Annotated in this window: 15 protein-coding genes; 8 read left to right on the forward strand and 7 right to left on the reverse strand. The window is 57.1% G+C overall.

The window, feature by feature from the left end:
• Positions 1 to 219: 219 nt before the first annotated feature.
• From HQL56_00670 to HQL56_00700, 7 genes are all read right to left on the reverse strand, one after another.
• Positions 220 to 1,860 carry an AMP-binding protein gene (locus HQL56_00670; protein MBF0308027.1) on the reverse strand — a complete coding sequence of 547 codons (1,641 nt, stop codon included), beginning with the start codon at positions 1,858 to 1,860 and terminating at the stop codon, positions 220 to 222.
• A 34-nt stretch (positions 1,861 to 1,894) separates the two neighbouring features.
• Positions 1,895 to 2,101: a DUF2283 domain-containing protein gene (locus tag HQL56_00675; GenBank protein MBF0308028.1), complete on the reverse strand. Its 207-nt coding sequence runs from the start codon at positions 2,099 to 2,101 to the stop codon at positions 1,895 to 1,897.
• Between the two features lie 5 nt (positions 2,102 to 2,106).
• On the reverse strand, positions 2,107 to 3,459 hold the full coding sequence (locus HQL56_00680) for a hypothetical protein (GenBank protein MBF0308029.1): 1,353 nt from the start codon (positions 3,457 to 3,459) through the stop codon (positions 2,107 to 2,109).
• The gene (locus HQL56_00685) at positions 3,456 to 3,710 is read right to left on the reverse strand and encodes an acyl carrier protein (protein MBF0308030.1); all 255 of its coding nucleotides are present in this window, start codon (positions 3,708 to 3,710) and stop codon (positions 3,456 to 3,458) included. Before HQL56_00685 ends, HQL56_00680 begins: the two co-directional genes overlap by 4 nt.
• Complete coding sequence (locus HQL56_00690) at positions 3,710 to 4,738, reverse strand: adenylate/guanylate cyclase domain-containing response regulator (protein ID MBF0308031.1); 1,029 nt, start codon at positions 4,736 to 4,738, stop codon at positions 3,710 to 3,712. Before HQL56_00690 ends, HQL56_00685 begins: the two co-directional genes overlap by 1 nt.
• A 64-nt stretch (positions 4,739 to 4,802) precedes the next feature.
• Positions 4,803 to 6,095 (reverse strand): HAMP domain-containing histidine kinase, encoded by a 1,293-nt coding sequence (locus tag HQL56_00695; GenBank protein ID MBF0308032.1) that lies wholly within the window; start codon positions 6,093 to 6,095, stop codon positions 4,803 to 4,805.
• Positions 6,092 to 7,456, reverse strand: a complete 1,365-nt coding sequence (locus HQL56_00700) for a hypothetical protein (protein ID MBF0308033.1) — start codon at positions 7,454 to 7,456, stop codon at positions 6,092 to 6,094. The genes HQL56_00695 and HQL56_00700 overlap by 4 nt, the downstream gene beginning before the upstream one ends.
• A 698-nt stretch (positions 7,457 to 8,154) precedes the next feature.
• Between HQL56_00700 and HQL56_00705 the strand changes: the two genes are divergently transcribed.
• The 8 genes from HQL56_00705 to HQL56_00740 all read left to right on the forward strand — a co-directional run bounded on the left by HQL56_00705 (position 8,155) and on the right by HQL56_00740 (position 17,299).
• Entirely contained in the window at positions 8,155 to 9,810 is a 1,656-nt protein-coding gene (locus tag HQL56_00705; protein ID MBF0308034.1) for a diguanylate cyclase, read from the forward strand.
• 77 nt (positions 9,811 to 9,887) lie between these two features.
• Positions 9,888 to 10,187 (forward strand): cytochrome C, encoded by a 300-nt coding sequence (locus HQL56_00710; GenBank protein ID MBF0308035.1) that lies wholly within the window; start codon positions 9,888 to 9,890, stop codon positions 10,185 to 10,187.
• Positions 10,188 to 10,543: 356 nt separating this feature from the next.
• The gene (locus HQL56_00715) at positions 10,544 to 11,530 is read left to right on the forward strand and encodes a DmsE family decaheme c-type cytochrome (GenBank protein ID MBF0308036.1); all 987 of its coding nucleotides are present in this window, start codon (positions 10,544 to 10,546) and stop codon (positions 11,528 to 11,530) included.
• Between the two features lie 22 nt (positions 11,531 to 11,552).
• Positions 11,553 to 13,724: an MtrB/PioB family decaheme-associated outer membrane protein gene (locus tag HQL56_00720; GenBank protein ID MBF0308037.1), complete on the forward strand. Its 2,172-nt coding sequence runs from the start codon at positions 11,553 to 11,555 to the stop codon at positions 13,722 to 13,724.
• Positions 13,725 to 14,096: 372 nt separating this feature from the next.
• Positions 14,097 to 15,995, forward strand: coding sequence for a cytochrome C (locus HQL56_00725; protein MBF0308038.1), 1,899 nt, complete (start codon positions 14,097 to 14,099; stop codon positions 15,993 to 15,995).
• A gap of 363 nt (positions 15,996 to 16,358) precedes the next feature.
• The gene (locus HQL56_00730; GenBank protein ID MBF0308039.1) at positions 16,359 to 16,568 is read left to right on the forward strand and encodes a hypothetical protein; all 210 of its coding nucleotides are present in this window, start codon (positions 16,359 to 16,361) and stop codon (positions 16,566 to 16,568) included.
• A gap of 96 nt (positions 16,569 to 16,664) precedes the next feature.
• Positions 16,665 to 16,868, forward strand: a complete 204-nt coding sequence (locus HQL56_00735; GenBank protein ID MBF0308040.1) for a hypothetical protein — start codon at positions 16,665 to 16,667, stop codon at positions 16,866 to 16,868.
• Between the two features lie 230 nt (positions 16,869 to 17,098).
• The gene (locus HQL56_00740) at positions 17,099 to 17,299 is read left to right on the forward strand and encodes a hypothetical protein (protein ID MBF0308041.1); all 201 of its coding nucleotides are present in this window, start codon (positions 17,099 to 17,101) and stop codon (positions 17,297 to 17,299) included.
• Positions 17,300 to 17,465: the final 166 nt, after the last annotated feature.

Raw genomic sequence — 17,465 nt, forward strand, 5'->3', positions numbered from 1 at the left:
CCCCCTTGCCCCCCCGCGGTCCGCTGCGATAAATCCGTTGGGTGCGGGATGGCGGCTTTCGGGGTTTCATTGGCGGCAGCGGACCGCAACAGACAACGGCAACGGACCGCCACGGCAACGGACAACACCTCGGGGCTCCGCCCCGAACCCCGCCGGGGGGGATAATCCCCCCCGGACCCCCGTATGCCTGAAAAGCTCAACATCCCAAGGTGTCGTGATTTAATCCAACTCCCTCAACCACTTCTTCAGATTCTCCTTGCGGCTGACCTTGCCGCTGGTGGTTTTGACCAGCCAGCCCGGTTCCACCAGCCGGATGCGGGAGACGCGCACCTGAAAGAGCGACTGCAACAGCGTCGCCACGGCGCGGCGCATGCCTTTCAACAGGTCGGCATCGCCCATCTCCGTTTCCGCCACCACCACGATCTCCTGGGAGCCCTGGGCGGCGTCGAAATGGGCGAAGGCCACCGCCCGGCCCGGCTTGACGCCCGGAACGCGGTTGACCGCCTCCTCCACGTCGTGGGCGTAGATGTTCTTGCCGTGGCAGATGATCAGATCATCCTTGCGTCCGGTGATGTACAGCTCGCCTTGCCACAGAAAGCCCAGATCGTTGGAGTGGTACCAGCCGTTTTGCAGCCGCTCCCGTGTCAGTTCGGGCAGCCCGAAGTAGCTTGAAAAGAGGAAATCCCCCGCCAGAATCACCTCGCCGACCTCGCCTTCGGCGGCGTCGACCCCCTCGTTGACCACCCGCACGGCGATGCCCTCGATGGGACGCCCCACCGGCATGATCCACTGAATGGTCGAATCGGCAGCGGCGGGACGGTAGCGGTTCCCCTCCAGCAGGGCGCGGCGATCCGCCGCCAGGGGCGTCACCACCTGGCCCGGCGTGGTCTGGGTGGCGGCAAAGACCGTTTCGGCCATGGCGTAACAGATTTGCAGTTTTTCGGCGGCAATCGTGGGAAAAGTCTCGCTGAAAAGTCGGAAGGTCTCCGCTTTGCACGGCTCCGAACAGTTGATCAGCGCCTTGAGGCTGGAGAGGTCGCGTGGTGGTTGCTCGACCGTGCGGCACAGGTGGTGATAGGCGAAGTTCGGCAGCCAGACGTGGCTGCAGCGATACCGCTCCACCGCTTCGAAGAGGCGCTCCGGTCGCAGCACCCACTCGAAGGGATCAAGGGCCACGATGGAGAGACCACGCACCAGCGGCGTGAGAAAACAGGCCAACAGCCCCATGTCGTGATAGAGCGGCAACCAGGTGGCGATGCGATCCGTCGGCTGCAGGTCGAGGGCGGCTGCGTAACAGTCGATCTGCCGCAAAATGGCGCGATGCGACAGGGCCACCCCTTTTTTCAGACCGGTGGTGCCGGAGGAGTGTTGCAGCAGGGCGATGGCCTCAGGGTCCGTGGCGCGGTTGATGGGGCTTTCGTCGTCACCCGGATCGGGGGTGAGGACGGTGCCGTGGCGGAAGTCGAGATTGTCGCCGGGATTGGCCATCTCCGGAGAAACCAGGATCAGTCGGGCCCGAATGCGTTTCAGCAGCTCCCGGTGGGCCTGCCAGTAGAGTTGCGGCTCCTGTTTGGCCGACAGGGGCGGCATGAAGGAGGGGATGCACCCGGCCAGCATGGCGCCCAGAAAAGCTGGAAAGAGATCGACTCCGTGGGGCAGGAACAGGGGGATCACCTCGCCGTCCTCGGCGCCGTGACCACGGTAGAAATGGGCGTAACGTCGGCTTTGGCGCAACAGTTCGGCATAGGTCAGCCGGGGAGCGCCCTCTTCCAGAAACAGTTGGCAGAAGAGCTGTTCGCCTCGTTCCCGGGCGTGCCGTTCCAGAAGCGTGGTCAGGGTATCCGGGATAGCCGGGTTCATCGTCGGGGCATCCTGATGGCAAGCAGTAAAGGGTTCAGGCAACCTGGGATTCGGTCACTACCGGATAGAGGCCTTGCTCCCTGGCTTCAAGGATGACCAACTCCACCATCCCGTTGTTTTCACCGTAACCGATATGGATATTCCAGGATTGCGAGGAGTCCTTCACAATCCGATTGTCGCTGAAGCGAATCACCAGAATATCATCCTCGGGATAGTAGATACTCTTCCGGAACGAACCCATAGAATTCACCCCTCCGCCAGTCCCAGTCGGGGAAAGAGCCGTTCGAAGCGCTGGCGGCAGGCACGGGCGCCGGTGGCGTCGCCGGCGTCGAGGAGTTCCTGCATCAGGAGATTGTAAAGCCCCAGGACGGTTTCGGCCAGCACAACCCACTCCTGAATGGAGAGGTTGATGAACCCCGGTCCGTCCATGAAGGTGGTGATCACCCGAAGGGCTTGCTCCTTGCGGTCGAGTCCCATCAACAGGTGCAGCAGGGATTTGGTCAGGGGATAGTAGCCGGGATCGGCCCGCAGCGCCTCCTGATAGCGGCTCATGGCCTGGGAGCGGTTGCCCAGGAAGAGGTGGGAATCGCCCAGCGCGGTGAGAATCTGCGCCCGCCAGTTCTCCAGCGCCGAGGAGAGACCGGGGTGGGGGGTGAGGTTTTGGCACTCGCGCAGCTCCTCCTCCAGGGCGGCGAGGTGGCTGGCGGCGGATCCCTCCCCGGTGTAGGCCAACGCATCGGGCAGACCGAGGTGTTTGCGCAGAAAGGCCACGAAGCCCAGTTCCGCCTCCTTGGTCTGATAGCCGTCGTCGTACAGATTGGTGAGGTAGGGTTTGGGGCTGAAAAAGCCGTAGCGGGAGCTGGAACTGACCCAGGTGAGACCGAAATGGTCGATGACCTGGGGATGAATCGGGTGGGTGACGCTCAGATCCATGATCGGCGCTTCATCGATATGGGAGTCGATGTCGAGGCCCCCGGCTTGCAGGGCGCGATAGGCCATGTGGAGAAGCAGGAGGTGGTGGGGATGGAAGGAGTCCACGAAAAGTTGTCGGTGCTGGAAGTTCGCTTCGATGAAGTCGGCCACGGGGATATCGACCTCCCGGTCGAGGTGGCGCAGCTTCTCGAAGTAGAGTTCGCGGGCCCGGTCCAGGTCGACCCACTGGTGCAGATCGGTGGCGAGGTAATCGGCCAGGGTTTGGCGGGGGGGGAGGTTGCGGCGCAGCAGGGAATGGAGCAGCCGGTCCCCGTGGCTGCGGCGGCGGTTGCTGTCGATGTTGAAGGGCAGGGGTTTGGGGGGATCCATGTAGCTCGGCCACAGCAGTTCGCAGGAGAGCATGGGATAGCGAACGATGCGACAGGAGGCGGGAATGGCCTCGTCGAAGGGGAAGGGATCGTCCCAGAAGGTCTTTTGCCGCAGAAAGAGGACACAGCGGGAGAGGGCCTCCTCGGGGGAAACGTCGTCGCTGGCGAAGAAGTCGTTGCTGCCGCGTCGAAAAAGCCCCAGGGTGAAGGTGTCGCGCAGCTCTTCGTGCCGCTCCCGGAAGACGTGAAACAGGGTGACGGCGTGACAGTTGCCGAAGAGGATCAAGGCGGGTTTCATGGCGCGGTCTTGGCGGCGATAAGGGCCACCAGATCACCGACATTGGCCAGGGCGGTGACCTCCCGTGCGGAAAATCGCACGTTGAAGGCCCGTTCCACGGCGAGAATCACCTGGGTGTGGGTCAGGGAGTCCCAGCCGTCCACGTCGGAGGCCACGGTTTCCAGGGTGATATCCGCCGGATTGGCCACGAAAAAGGTGCGCTCCAGAATGTCGCGGACCACGGGCAGAATGTCGGAGGGGGTGTTGGGCATCAGAGAACCTCATAAAGGGGAAAGGTGCCGGGAATGTTTTTGATGTCGGAGATCTCTCCGGCGGGTTGGCAGGCGATCGTCTCCTGCACCCGTGCCAACGTGGATTGGGAGAGCAGAATCTGCCCGGAGCGGGCGCGGGCCTCGATGCGGCTGGCAAAGTTGACGGGCGGTCCCAGCGCGGTGAACTGGTCGCGGAAGGTGGTGCCCACGTTGCCCACGATGACCTCCCCGGTATGGATGCCGCAGCCCAGGCCGATGTCGATCCGGTCGGCGGTGTAGAGGCTCCACCGTTCCATCCAGATGGGCAGCAGTTTTTCGAAGGCCTCCCGCAGTTGCCGTGCGGCCTGCACGGCGGATTTGGCATCGCTGCGGCCTTCGTCGTCCTTGTGGTTGAGTACGCCGAAGAGGGCCATGATGCCGTCTCCGATGAACTTGTCGAGCAGCCCGTCGTGAGCGAAGATGGTTTTGGCCCCCAGTTCGCTGTATTCCCTCAAAAAAGCCGAGATCAGGCGCGGATGGGCCTTCAGGGACTCACAGAGCCGCGAAAAGCCCCGTATGTCCCAAAAGCAGATGGTGACCACCTTGCGATCATCTTTCAGGAGGGAGGGGTCGCGTTCGATGGTTTCGAAGAGCCGGGGGTCGAAATAGCGTCGCAGATAGGCGATGTGTTGCGACCACGCCTTGTAACCAAGGGCGGCGCGGGTCTTTACGTTGATCTCCCGGATGGCGGATTGGCCGCGAATGGTCTTTTCCACCACGTCGAAAGCGCCGAGTTCGAAGGCGCGGTAGCGGTCCAGGCTCTGTTCGCGTGCCGTGAACAGAATGGTCATGACCTGGGGATCGAGCTGCCGGGAGCGCTGCAGCACGCTCATGCCGCTGGTTTCGTGTTCCATGACCAGATCGGTGATGACCACATCGACGGGCTGGCCCTTTTGCAACTGGTCTTGAAGACATTGCAGACCCTCGGCTTCGCCTTGGGCGGTGAGGATCTCCCAGGAGGGATTTTTGCTGTTCAGGGTTTCCCTCATGATGGACAAATTATCCGTATTATCATCTAAAATCAAGATCAGGGGCCTGCTTGGCATGGCTTTCTCAAACCTCCTTGGCGGTGCGGGTGGCCATGGGCAAAAACAGTTCGAAGCGGGCTCCCTCACCGGGAATGCCGGTTTCCCGGATGTGTCCTGCATGAGCCTCCAGGATGCGGCGCACCAGAGCCAACCCCAGCCCGCTGCCATGGGGATTGCGGCTGAAGCCGGAATCGAAGATACGCTCTTTCAGTTCGTGGGGGACTCCGGGTCCGTTATCCTGGACGGTTATCAGGATATATCCTTTCGAGCCGTCGAGGGAATCGGGTATCTCCTTAGCGGGGCAGACTTCGATAGTGAGGTGTTTTTCCTCTTTGTCGAGCCAGTACGAGGCATTGACCAGCAGTTCGTCGAGGCATTCAGCGAGTTTTTCAGGGTCGGCATATACCGTCAGATTTTCGGGACAGACTATCGGCAAGGGTATTCCCGGAAAAATATTCACAACTTGGCGCAGCAAGGGTAAAAGTGGTAAGGGTTCCGGATGAATTTCCGTGGCTATTGCCAGGGATTTGAATTGCTTCAACAATATTTTGATTCTCTCCACAGAGGTGCGGATGCGATCCACGACTTTCAGTGCTTCGGTGGCATTCTCTTGATTGATATATTCCTGCAGCAGTTCCAGGCTTGTATCGATAAAAAAGAGTGGGTTGCCGATCCTATGGGCCGTTGTTGCGCCGAGTTCTTGCCAAACGGAGTCCCGTTCAGCTTGTGTGCGGAGGTTTTCCTTTGCTTCCCGGTCGCGGGTGAGGAGAGTCAATCGATTCAGTAACTGGATGTTTTCATTATACAACTCCTCGTAGGTTTTTCGGATCAGGGATTCCTGTCTCCCGGTTTCGAGAAAATATTTTGATCGAATCATCGGGTATTGATCGATCAGGGATAGAAGGTACATCCTGTCCCAATAACGGAATCGTACTTGGTTTTTGGAATCGATATGTTTTGGATAATTGCCAATAACGCTGCGGAAATTTGCCATCCATTGTTCGGAAAGTTCCGGTTTGTCGCGTGTTGAAATATGCAGTACAGAAACGGTTTGATATTTATCCGCTTCTATGGTGTCGTTGTTTATGAATCGATTGATATGGTCCAGATGGATTATTGGATGGAAAAATTGAATAAAGCAAATAATCCATAATTCGTGATATTCAAATCCGTCCGGGTCTTTCTTTGGTAGCTCGGCGATCAGATCGATCCCCGGAAAGTATTCCTCCCAGGTAATCTTGCGAAACCCCATGGCCGCAAGAAGCTCCATGACGAGATTTTCCCGATCCCGTGGTCCCAAAGCCTCCAAATCGATCATGACGGGTTCTCCTTCGTTGCCCCCAACCCCAGTCGGGGAAAGAGGCGGCTGAAGCCGTCGTGGCACGCCTTGGCCTGTTGCAGCTTGTTGCCGGCCAGGAGGTCACGCATGAGAGCATCGTACAGGTTGGCGGCGACGCGGGCCAGAAAAAGCCACTCCTGAAGGGAGAGTGTGCAAAAACCGGGGCTGTCGGCAAAGGCGAAAAGCGCCTCCATGGCCTGTTCGGGGTGTCCCGTTTGTTGGTGGAAATGCAGGCGGGAGAGCAACAGGGGGTAAAATCCCGCATCGGCGGCCAGGGCGGCGGTATGGTGCGCGGCGGCCAGTTCCTTCTCCCCGGCGGCGAAGTGGCTGTCCGCCAGAGCGGTCAACACCTCGGCGCGAAAGGTGTCGAGACAGCCTTGAAAGGCGGGCAGCGCCTGCAGGGAGTCGGCAAAGTCCCGTTGCGCCTGCAGCGCCGCCAGGTGGTCCTGAAGATTCCCCTCGCCCTCGAACCGGGTGATGTCGGGCAGTCCCAGATGACGCCGCAGGCTGCCGATGAAGGTGAAATCCCCATCCTTGGTTTCGTGGCCGTTGGCGAAGAGGTTGGTGGTGAAGGGCTCCGGGCGGTGAAAGCCGTAACGGGCGCTGTGGTTTACAAAGGTCAGTCCGTAGTGGTCGATCACCTGGGGATGGATGGGCACGGTGATGCTCAGATCCGTGGTCGGGGGATCGTCGCTGCGAAAGGCGAAGGAAAGACCCGCCGCCTGCAGGGCGAGGCAGGCGATTTCGAAAAGAAAATGCTCGGTGGGATGGGAGGTGTCGAAAAAGAGGTGCCGATGGCGGAAACGCGCTTCGATGAGATCCGCCACGGCCACGTCGCACTCCCGATCCAGGGTGCGGATCTTGTCGAAATAGGCCTCGCAGCTGCGATCCAGATCGACCAGGGTGTGGATGTCGGTGGTCAGGTAGGCTTGCAAAGCCTCGCGGGGCGAGGGGTGCTGTTTTTGCAGCCGGTGCAGCAGCCGGTCGCAATGAAAGCGGCGGCGGTTGCTCTCCACCCCGTAGGGCAGGGGCAGGGGATGCCCCATGAAAAAGGGCCACAACAGCTCCCCCGAGAGCATGGGATAGGCGATCACCCGACAAGAGGCCGGCAACTGCTCCTCATGGGGAAAGGGGTCGTCCCAGAAGGACTTCTGACGCAGAAAGATGGCGCAATTGGCCAGTGCCTCCGCATCGGAGAGGGGCTCCGCACAGTGAAAGGTGTTCTCCCCCCGACGGAAGGCGCACAGGGTGTACTCCTGGGTCAGCCCCTTGAACTTCCTCAACATATCGTAGATGTGGATGGCGTGACAGTTGCCGTGGACGATGCAGGTCGGCTTCATGGGCATATCCTGTAACCAGCGAGGAAGGGAACGCCACTCTTCCCACGAGGAGGCTGAAAGGGTTCCGATTCCACTATTTAAAAGTATAACAAGTTCTGCTTGTAATTGATAAATCAGGGAGTTGGAACAGGCTGTCCAGAGCCTTTCAGGAAAGCGGTGCAGTGTGATGTCATGATGGCATATGGAGTTCCACCATTCCAGTGGGAAGTGGAAAAAAGCCTGACCGGAGTGAGAGACTTGCCCGGATGGCGGAGGAGACGTCGCCCTTGGAATTCGGTTGAAATCTGGCATAATTGGTTGTACATTCCGCTGACCTGTGAATGCGGCTTATTCACTCGTTTGTTGGTATCTCCTGTGAAAACTCGGCTGATTCGCCGACCGTGCGACGTCTCCGGGCACTCGACCGCTGAACAACACCTTCCGAAGCGGGTGCGTTCGGAATCCGAGTCCATCGACAAATGGTCTGGGAGACCATTTGGTTGCAAATCAGGCCGGAGGCCTCAGGGCGTGTTGCCGTTTGCCGGATTTTGGTTGCCGGCAAGACGCAAAACGGTGAGGAAGCGGAGTGTAGTCCTCTGTATGAGCCTGCCGCACCGGATTGCAACGCCGCCAGGGGCCGAAAGATGGTGAATGTCAACACGCCTTAACCGGACTTCCCCTGAAGAGGGTATGAAGGTCCGGCAAGCACGGGAACCGTAATGAATCTGTTCAATCGCCTGCTGATCTGGCAGAAATTCACACTCGGATTTGTGGTCATCGCCTGTTTCTTTATCGGAATCGTCACTGTCTACCACTTCAGTATGAATCAGGTTGTCGAAGATTACGAGCATTTAATAGACGAAGACTTTTCTCGATATAAAATAGGCAGCGAACTGCTGCACAAACTCACCATGGTCCGCAATGTGGAGTATAACTTCCGCCTGACTCCCGGCAACGAGCTTGCGGAAGACCATCTGCGCTCCTTCAATGAGTTTCTGGAAGTCCTCCAAAAGCTCGCCGACATCGAGAAAAGATCCGGTCACGGTCGCGAACTGAAAGTTCCCGATGGGATCCTCAAGCATGCCCAGGACTATCGGGCCGCATTCGTCTCCACCGTCGCCGCCTGGGAGAGGCACGCAGTCCACTCGGAAGAGGATCTGGACAAGATGGAGGAGACCAACCAGGCCATTGAATTTCTGGTCGAGTACCATTTCAACCAGGTCAGAAAGGATATGAGCAGCGCCTCCGAGCAGACGCGGGCCTTTTCGAAAAAGCGCACGGAACTGGCCCTCATCATGGCCTTCGTCCTGATCATTCTGATGATCACCATCGCCTTTCTGCTGGTCAACAGCCTGGTACACCCCATTTCCAAGGTGACCAAGGCCATGTTGCATGTGGCGGAGGGCAACATGACCTCGCAAGTGCCCGTCATCGGGAAGGACGAGTTGTCGCAAATGGCGGTCATTTTCAATCAGATGGCCTCTCAACTGCAAGTAGCGCACGATGGCCTGCAGAACGAACAGGAAAAACTGATGACCATCCTGCTCAGTGCCCGGGAAGGGATCGTGGGCACCAATCGGGATGGCCGGGTGGTTCTGGTCAATCCCTCCGCCGTGCGACTGCTGGGGAAAAGCGAGGAGCAGATCGTTGCGGAGGGTTTCCTGAATTTGATTGACGATCCGGACTATGTCAATCAGTTCATCCTGAATTCCGGCTATGATATGCCGGATACGATTGTTTACAACAACAAGATTTTCAACTTCTTCGCCGCTTCCATCAAAGACAAAACGGGTGAGATCGTCGGTTCCGCCGCCCTGATCCGGGACGTGACCGCCGAGAAGAATCTGGAGCGCCAGTTGCGGGATCTCTCCAATACGGATGGGTTGACCGGTTTGATCAACCGGCGTCGTTTCGATGAACTGATGCTCGCGGAGTTCCAGCGTTCACAGCGTTATGGCGTGCCTTTCGGCTTGTTGCTGTTTGATGTCGATCATTTCAAGAAATTCAATGACACCTATGGCCATGATCAGGGTGACCGGGTTTTGCAGGGCATTGCCAACACCATGAAAAGCTCTTTCCGCGATATCGACTATTGCTGTCGTTACGGAGGTGAGGAATTTTGTATCATCGCGCCCAACACGGCGGTTCCGGGTCTGCAGATTGTGGCGGAACGTTTCCGCGAGAAGGTGGAAGCCCTGGTGATCGACGGGCTCAAAGTGACCATCAGTATTGGCGCGGTTTCCTACCCGCTGCATCTGCCCCACGCCAAAGGACCGTTGGAAATGTTCAAGGCGGCGGACGAGTCCTTGTATCACGCCAAGAAGTCGGGACGAAATCAGGTTCGCCTCTATTCACCCCAGGATTCCTCCGCATGACGACCATCCATACAAAACCCGGTCGCCCCGTGTCGGCGAGGTATCGCGGTCCGTTCGGGGTGGTCACGGTGCTGGCGATGGGGTTGTTCGCCATATCCGCCCATGCGGAGCTGGATGCCGCAACAGCCCTCGAAGTGTTGAAACGCAATGATTGCACCAAGTGCCACTCCGTACAAAAATCGAAAAACGGGCCGGCCTATACCAAGGTCGCCCAAAAGTATCGAGGCGACCCCAAGGCTGAAGAGAAACTGTTCAAACACTTGACCTCCAACCCCAAAGTCAAACTGTCGGATGGGAGTGAGGAAGACCACAAAAAAACCGACTTCGACAATCCGGAACACCTCAAAGAGTTCATTCGCTGGATACTGTCGCTTTAACGGCGTCAGTCTGATGTGTCTTGAGTTGGCGCTTCCCGAGACCGATGTCCGGGGATATATTGTTGACTTGCCAATATGTCATCCTTTAAGTAGCAATAAAAGAAAATGTTCCATTCTTTGACGTTTCATTGATCGCCAGAGGGAATTGCAATGCTGTTGCTATGTTTCCGTGAAAGTCCAAAGCCAAGTCAACAGACAGAACATTTCCTTTTTTTGCTACTTAAAAGATAAAATATTAAAAGGCGGTGTTCCTCCGGTCGAGGTGACCTTGCAGCGCCCCCATGAAACCGTGTTTGTCGATTACCCCGTTCTCGTGCGATCGAAAAGGAAACGTGGATATGCTGCGCTACTTGCTCATGGTGTGCCTTGGACTCGTTCCGTTGCTGGCAAACGTCCAGGCTTCGGCGGAAGAGGAGAAGGCCCCGCCCCAGAATGCCGTGATGCGGGGGGACGCCGAATGCACCATTTGTCACGATGAGGAGGATTCCACCTCGGTGCTGGCCATCGGAAAAACCAAACACGGCACCTTGGCCGACAGCCGCACCCCAACCTGTACCAGTTGCCACGGACCCAGCCAGGCTCATCTGAAGAAAAAAGTTGCCGGGCAGGATAAACGGCCCAAACCGGACATCACCTACGGGCGGCGTTCCCCCGCGATCCGTCTCGATGCCCGTATCGACGAGGATTTCGGCAGCTTCAAAACCACCGATACGCCAGCCGCAACCATCAATAAAGCCTGTCTCTCCTGCCATCAGGGGGAAAAACTCCTGTACTGGTCCGGCAGCGCCCACTCCAGCCAGGAGGTGGCCTGCTCCGGTTGCCACGAGATTCATACCGGTCACGACCGGGTGTTGGACAAACGCAGCCAGCCCAATGTCTGCTTCGGCTGCCACAAAAACCAGCGTTCCCTGTTCAACCGTCCCAGCCATCACCCTGTTCCCGAAGGCAAAATGACCTGCTCCAACTGCCACAACCCCCACGGTTCCGCAGGTCATAAATCCCTGAAAGGGGACAGCGTCAATGAAACCTGTTACCAGTGCCACATGGAGAAACGAGGGCCTTTCCTGCACAGTCATCCCCCGGTGGCGGAGAACTGTCTCCTCTGTCACAACCCCCACGGCACGGTTGTGTCCGGGCTGCTCACCTATCGCCCCCCCTATTTGTGCCAGAATTGCCACAGTGACAACTCCCACCGCGGGCAAGTGGCCGGCTTGCCCAATGGACCCAGCACCAATGCGGCGATACTGGGATCGGTGGCCCGAGGCTGTTTGAAATGCCACACCAACATTCATGGCGGCAACAGCACCGAGAGTGCCACCAGTGCTGGACGCTTCCGTCGTTGATGAGCTACCCGGAGAAGAGCGCATGCGCAAAATCAACAAGGTTCTGACATGGGGTGCCTGTGCGGCGGTGGTGTGCAGCGCCTCCGCTGCGGTGTGGGCCGGGGAGGAGCCGACGGAGAAACCGGCCAATCCGTGGAATATGAGCCCAACGGCGGCGCCCTTCACCACACCGGACAGTTCGGTCACTTACGGGCTTGGCTATCTGCATGGCGACCGGCAGCAACTGGGTCAGTTCGACAAGCAGGATCATACCCGCGGATCCCTGTTGCTGGACGCCAACATTCGCCAACGCGATGAGGCCACCGGCCTCTGGAGCCAGTATTCGGCTCGCAACCTGGGGTTGGACAATAACCGGGAGGCGACGGTCGTCTTTGAAAAACAAGGCCTTTGGGGGCTGACCCTGGATTACGCCGAAACCCCGTTCAAGGCGCCGTATTCGGTCAATTCGTCGACCGTTGGCCTTGGAACCCCGCAACAGATTATCCCCAAAGCCGCCACGGCGGGTACCGGCTCCATTCAACCGATCGATACCTCACGGGACCGCTTTGCCGTGAATACCTTTCGCACCTGGAACCGGAAGGTCAAGTTCAACCTGAACTTTCGCAACGAAACCAAGGAAGGAACCCGGCAGTGGGGACGTGGCAGCGCCAACGAATTCGTGCTGGAACCCGTTGACTGGACCATGCGTCAGTTGGAACCGACGGTGGGTTACATGGGCCGGGATCTGCAACTTTCGGGAGGTTACAACGGCAGTTGGTTTCGTAACGAAAACAATATGGTGGATACCCTGCTCAAAGGGGACAATCCCTCCACCCTGGCCAACCACACCTACCTGACCCTGCCGTTGAGCAACGAAGCGCACAAAGTCTTTCTGGACGGGGGCTATCATTTCACCCCGGATACCCGTGGCACCTTCAAGGTTGCCTATACGCGCGCCATGCAGAACGAATACCTGCCGACAAAGGGCATCGCCGGGTTATCCAACGCTTCCGCTCCGGACAAGACCTACGGTCGTCTGGATACCACCCTGTTGCATCTGGGGTTGACCACGAAGCCCTTGCCGGAGTTGAGTGTCCATACCAAGCTCCGCTATTTTTCCGAGGCCGATAAAACTCCCATCTGGATGACGGTGCAGACCCCCACCACCCAGGTTCACACCACGGAGACCTCTCTGAGTACCACCACGGGCCTGATCGAAGGCACCTACCGGCTGCCTTTTCAAACCTCTCTGATGGGCAGCGTTGAACAAAAGATGCAAAAGCGGCACATTCCATTCGGGAGTGATCTGAATAGTGACGGATTCGATGATGAACGCTATGTTCCCTGGCGTTCCGATTTGGACGAGACCACTTACAAGTTGCAGTTGCGCCGCAATCTGTCCGAAACGATCAACGGTTCACTGGGTATTGAACACGCCAATCGCACGGGCTCGCAACTGACCGATTCCAAAAAAATCATGGGTACGGCCCAAGGCAAGATCAGTCCGTTTTTCATTGCCGACCGGGACCGGGATAAACTGCGCCTGGCCATGGATTGGCGGCCCGTGGATCGCTTGGGGCTGCAGTTGCTGGCGGAAAACGCTCTGGAGCGTTATCCCGATCAATCGCCGTTCGGTCAGCAGAAAGGCAGTGCCCAGCTCTACTCCCTGGATCTGGATTACGCCCCAACCGACAAGTGGTTGCTCACGGCCTGGTACTCCTACGATATCAACCGGACCTGGCAGGGCTCGGGACGTTGGAGTGCGAGCAATGCCCACGAAGTGGACAAGAGTTCCTTTCTCGAAGATGTCGGCAGCGCCCTGGGTTTGGGAGCCCGGCATCAGTGGGACGACAAGCTCAAATTGGGCGGCAGCTTTCAGTTCACCCGGGCCAAATCGAGCTATGAGGATACGGTCACCCGCGATGCGACGTTCACGGGCCTGGCCTATCCCGTCGAGGTTACGCCGTTGCCGGAAATCGTCACCCCCATGTCCCGGTTCAACCTGTTTGCCGAATACAAGGGCTTGGGGCCCGGCCTGCTTCGTTTCGACTATATTCATGAACAGTGGCGTACCAACGACTGGACCTGGAAATTCAGCGATGGCACCCCGTATATCTTCGGAACGACCACCGACAGCACCAAAATCACCACCCAGGATAGCCAGACCGCTGATTTCATAGGAATCCGTTACACGACGTACTTCAACGGGATGTGATGTCCAAGCCGACTTGCCGGACGCGACGGCCTCTCTCCACACGGGATGGGGCTTCGGGTGACTCTTCATCGCGGGTATCTGTTCAGGTATACGGGGGGGAGTATCCCCCCCCGACGGGTCCAGGGCAGCGCCCTGGGACTATTCCTTTCGCCGTTGACACGAGCATGCCGTGCAGGGGACAGAATGGTCACCATTGAGGAAATATTCCGCTTTTGGGCTGTTCGGTTATCCATCCCATTAACAGCAGACGGATAAAGTCGACGAGTGTGCCGACAGGGGATCTGACGGACAATGAATGCGCGATTGGGGTGTGGCGAAGGCCAGAAAGCCCATAAACAATTATTTTGTGTTGCACTGATTGCACTATTTTGGATGGCCCTTCAGCCCCTGGCGGTGAATGCGGCGGCACCGCCGGTCTCCGCCGACAGCCAGGCCTGCCTGGAGTGTCACGATGGAAGCAGGGTGATCGAGGTGCCCGATACCTCCCCCTTTTCAACGGGGGGGAGACGTCCGTTGGTCGCCATTCCACGGGAGGCCTATTCTCAGGGCGTCCATGCCCGTCAACCGTGCGGTGAATGCCATCGGCACCTGACGAGCCTGACCCCTCCGCATCAGGACGGTACCCCTGAGAAAATCGACTGTGCCACCTGCCATGACAATCGGGCCAAAGCGGCCCCGCAGAGCGAAACCACTCCGGCTTTGAAGAGGGTGCTGCGCAATATCGAGAGCTATCGCCGCTCGTTTCACGCCCGCCCCAATCCGGACTTTCCCGAAATCCCCAATGCCACCTGTCACGAATGTCACGACAGCCATTTTTTGAATGTTCCGGCTGACAAGCAAAGTCAGGCCTATGCCAACTGGCGGTTGACCACCCCGAAATTGTGCGGCAAGTGTCATGAAGATCAACTGGAGAGCTATGAGAAATCGGTCCACGCCGCTCGACTCAATACGGAAAACAACCTGAAAACAGCGGTCTGTGTAGATTGCCATACGACCCATGAGATAAGCGGCGCCCATGGGGCGGCCTTCAAGCTGCAAAGTCCCGCTAGCTGCGGCGGCTGCCATCCGAACAACCTGAACTCCTATCGGCGCTTTTATCACGGGCAGATTGCCACGCTTGGTTACACCACGACGGCCAAGTGTTTTGATTGTCACGACAGCCATGCCATCCTGTCGGTATCCGATGCCAAATCTCCGGTTCATCCCGCCAATCGATTGAAAACCTGCCAAAAATGCCATGACGGCACAAAGAGGCCCCTGGCCACCCGTGGTTTTGCCAGCTTTACGCCCCATGCCACCACCCAGGATTTTGAGCGATATCCTGGGTTGTGGATCGCTTCCCGTTTCATGAGCGGCTTGCTGTGGTTCGTGGTGCTCTTTTTCGGTACGCACTCGGTGCTGTGGTTTTATCGGGAACGGGTGGAGCGCAAGAACCAGCCGGGCCGGGCAGCCATGGGAAACGGTACTTGCACCATTCAGCGGTTTACCGCGCCGTGGCGGGTTGCGCATCTGTTATTCGGGCTGGTGGTGATGGTGTTGTTGTTCACGGGGATGACGCTGCGCAATGCCCAGTCGGAGCTGTCGCCGGTGGTGGCCCGTTTCATGGGTGGGGTGGAGGTATTGGGGCAGATGCATCGTGTGGCGGCGGTGTTCATGGTCGGGATATTTCTGGTGCATGGTCTGTATCTTCTGCTGCGTTTGTGGCGGGACAAAACCTTCTCCTGGTTTGGGCCGGACTCCTTGTTGCCGAACAAAAAGGACTTTCTCGATTGTCGGGAGATGTTTTACTGGTTTGTGGGGCGGGGGGAAAAGCCGAGGTTCGATCGCTGGAGCTATTTTGAAAAGTTCGACTATTGGGCGGTATTCTGGGGTATGGCGCTTATCGGCGGCAGCGGCGCGATTTTAGCTTTTCCCCATATTGCCGGTGAGTATTTCGATGGCTGGGTCTTCAATGTTGCCTTGTTGATACATGGGGAGGAGGCCTTTTTGGCGGCGGTATATCTGTTCACCATCCACTTTTTCAACAATCATTTCCGTCCCAACAAGTTTCCCCCGCCCGATATTGTCATGTTTACCGGTCGACAAACCCTGGAAGAGATGCAGCGTGACCACCCGGCCCACTATGAACGTCTTGTCGTCAGCGGGGAGTTGGAAAGCCATCGGGTGAAGGCAGCGTCATCCGGTCTGATCGTTGCTTCGAAGATTCTGGGGGTGTTGCTGCTTGGGATGGGTCTTATGCTTCTGTTTTTCTCATTAGTCGGTTCGATGTAATCTATCCGAGGTGGGGTTGCGAAAAGCACGCAACCTCCTGCCCGGGGATTCAAAACACGTCGACTTTCAATGTTAGATCTATTAGGCAGTAGCAAATTTTCTGTTTTTTGATGTGTTTATGTAAGTGTTTTGTGGGTTGTGCAAAATATAGTTAAATAAATTATAAAATATTTTCCGAGATGTTCTTGGAAAGTCCCATAAATACAGAAAAGTCAAAGCATGGAACATTTCCTTTATGGCTACTTGGAAGGTTAACTATTGAAAGGGAAAGGATGTATGCGGGCTGTGCATTTTTGTTGAAAAATGCCCCTGAAAAGGAATAGTCTTAGACAGGGAGTAGTTCTCCGGCTGGGGAGACGAGCGATGCAGGAAACCCTGATAATCCCACCAATGGACGAAAGCAATCTGGAATCGGTTTTGGAACAGTTCCTCGATCTCATGTCCGAGCCTGTCCCGGAAGAAGAGCTGTACGGGCTTTCGGAGGAAGAAGATCTGGAAGCCGCCATCACCGTCATGCACCAAACGGTTCCGGAAGAGACCTCCAACGGTCCGACGGGGGGAGGCGGTTGTTGACGGGGTCAACGGAGGTGGAATACACTTGATGGCGAAATCTGTTTGGAGAAGGATGTTGCCTGGCGAAACCAGCCATGAAGGTTATCGGAGGTCACGATGATGCAATTTATGATGCGGAATCCTCTTGATGTTGTTGAAAGGTTAAACCTCCGCGAAGAGATCCTTGCAGAAGAAAAAAAGCGGGACTTGAAGCGGCTTCTCGATGTGCTGAACGAGCCTCTTTCTCCAGATTCTGATTACTATGGGCTGGATGATGAGGCGATTATGGAAAAGGTTATTCATGATATGCGGGAAGATTAATCAGAACAAAAGAAAGATATTTCTGTATGAAAGTGATTATTGATTGTAACGTATTTGTTTCTGCAATACTGGGGAGTGCTGCGTGTAAAAGTGTATTATCGAAGGCGTTAAGCAATCATGTCGTTTTCTACTCAGACGCCATTTTCAGGGAAATCTGTTTGATTTGTCAGAAGCCCAAGCTCCAAGGCGACATCAAGCCCTAAAAAGTCGTCACGACCCTTTATGCGCTCATGCATTACGGGCACATCATCGCCCCAACACCCTCCTTCATTCCTCTTCCCGATCCGAAAGACCGGATCTACCTGGATGCCGCCGTGACGGCCCAAGCCGATGCCATCATCACGGGGAATGTCAAACACTATCCCCAGGTGGCCTGTCCCGGTATCGACATTCTGACCCTACGGGACTTCTTGCAGCGCGTCGGCGCTTAAATTCCGCGTCCTTGTCACGATTCAGGCCTCTGCACAGCGCGGTATGACCGTGACAACGGCGAAAGGAAACGTCCCAGGGGTGCCCCCTGGACCCCATGAGGTTGGCAAGGTCAACGGCGAAAGGAAACGTCCCAGGGGTGCCCCCTGGACCCCATGAGGTTGGCAA

This window comes from Magnetococcales bacterium (assembly GCA_015231925.1).
GTDB lineage: Bacteria > Pseudomonadota > Magnetococcia > Magnetococcales > JADGAQ01 > JADGAQ01.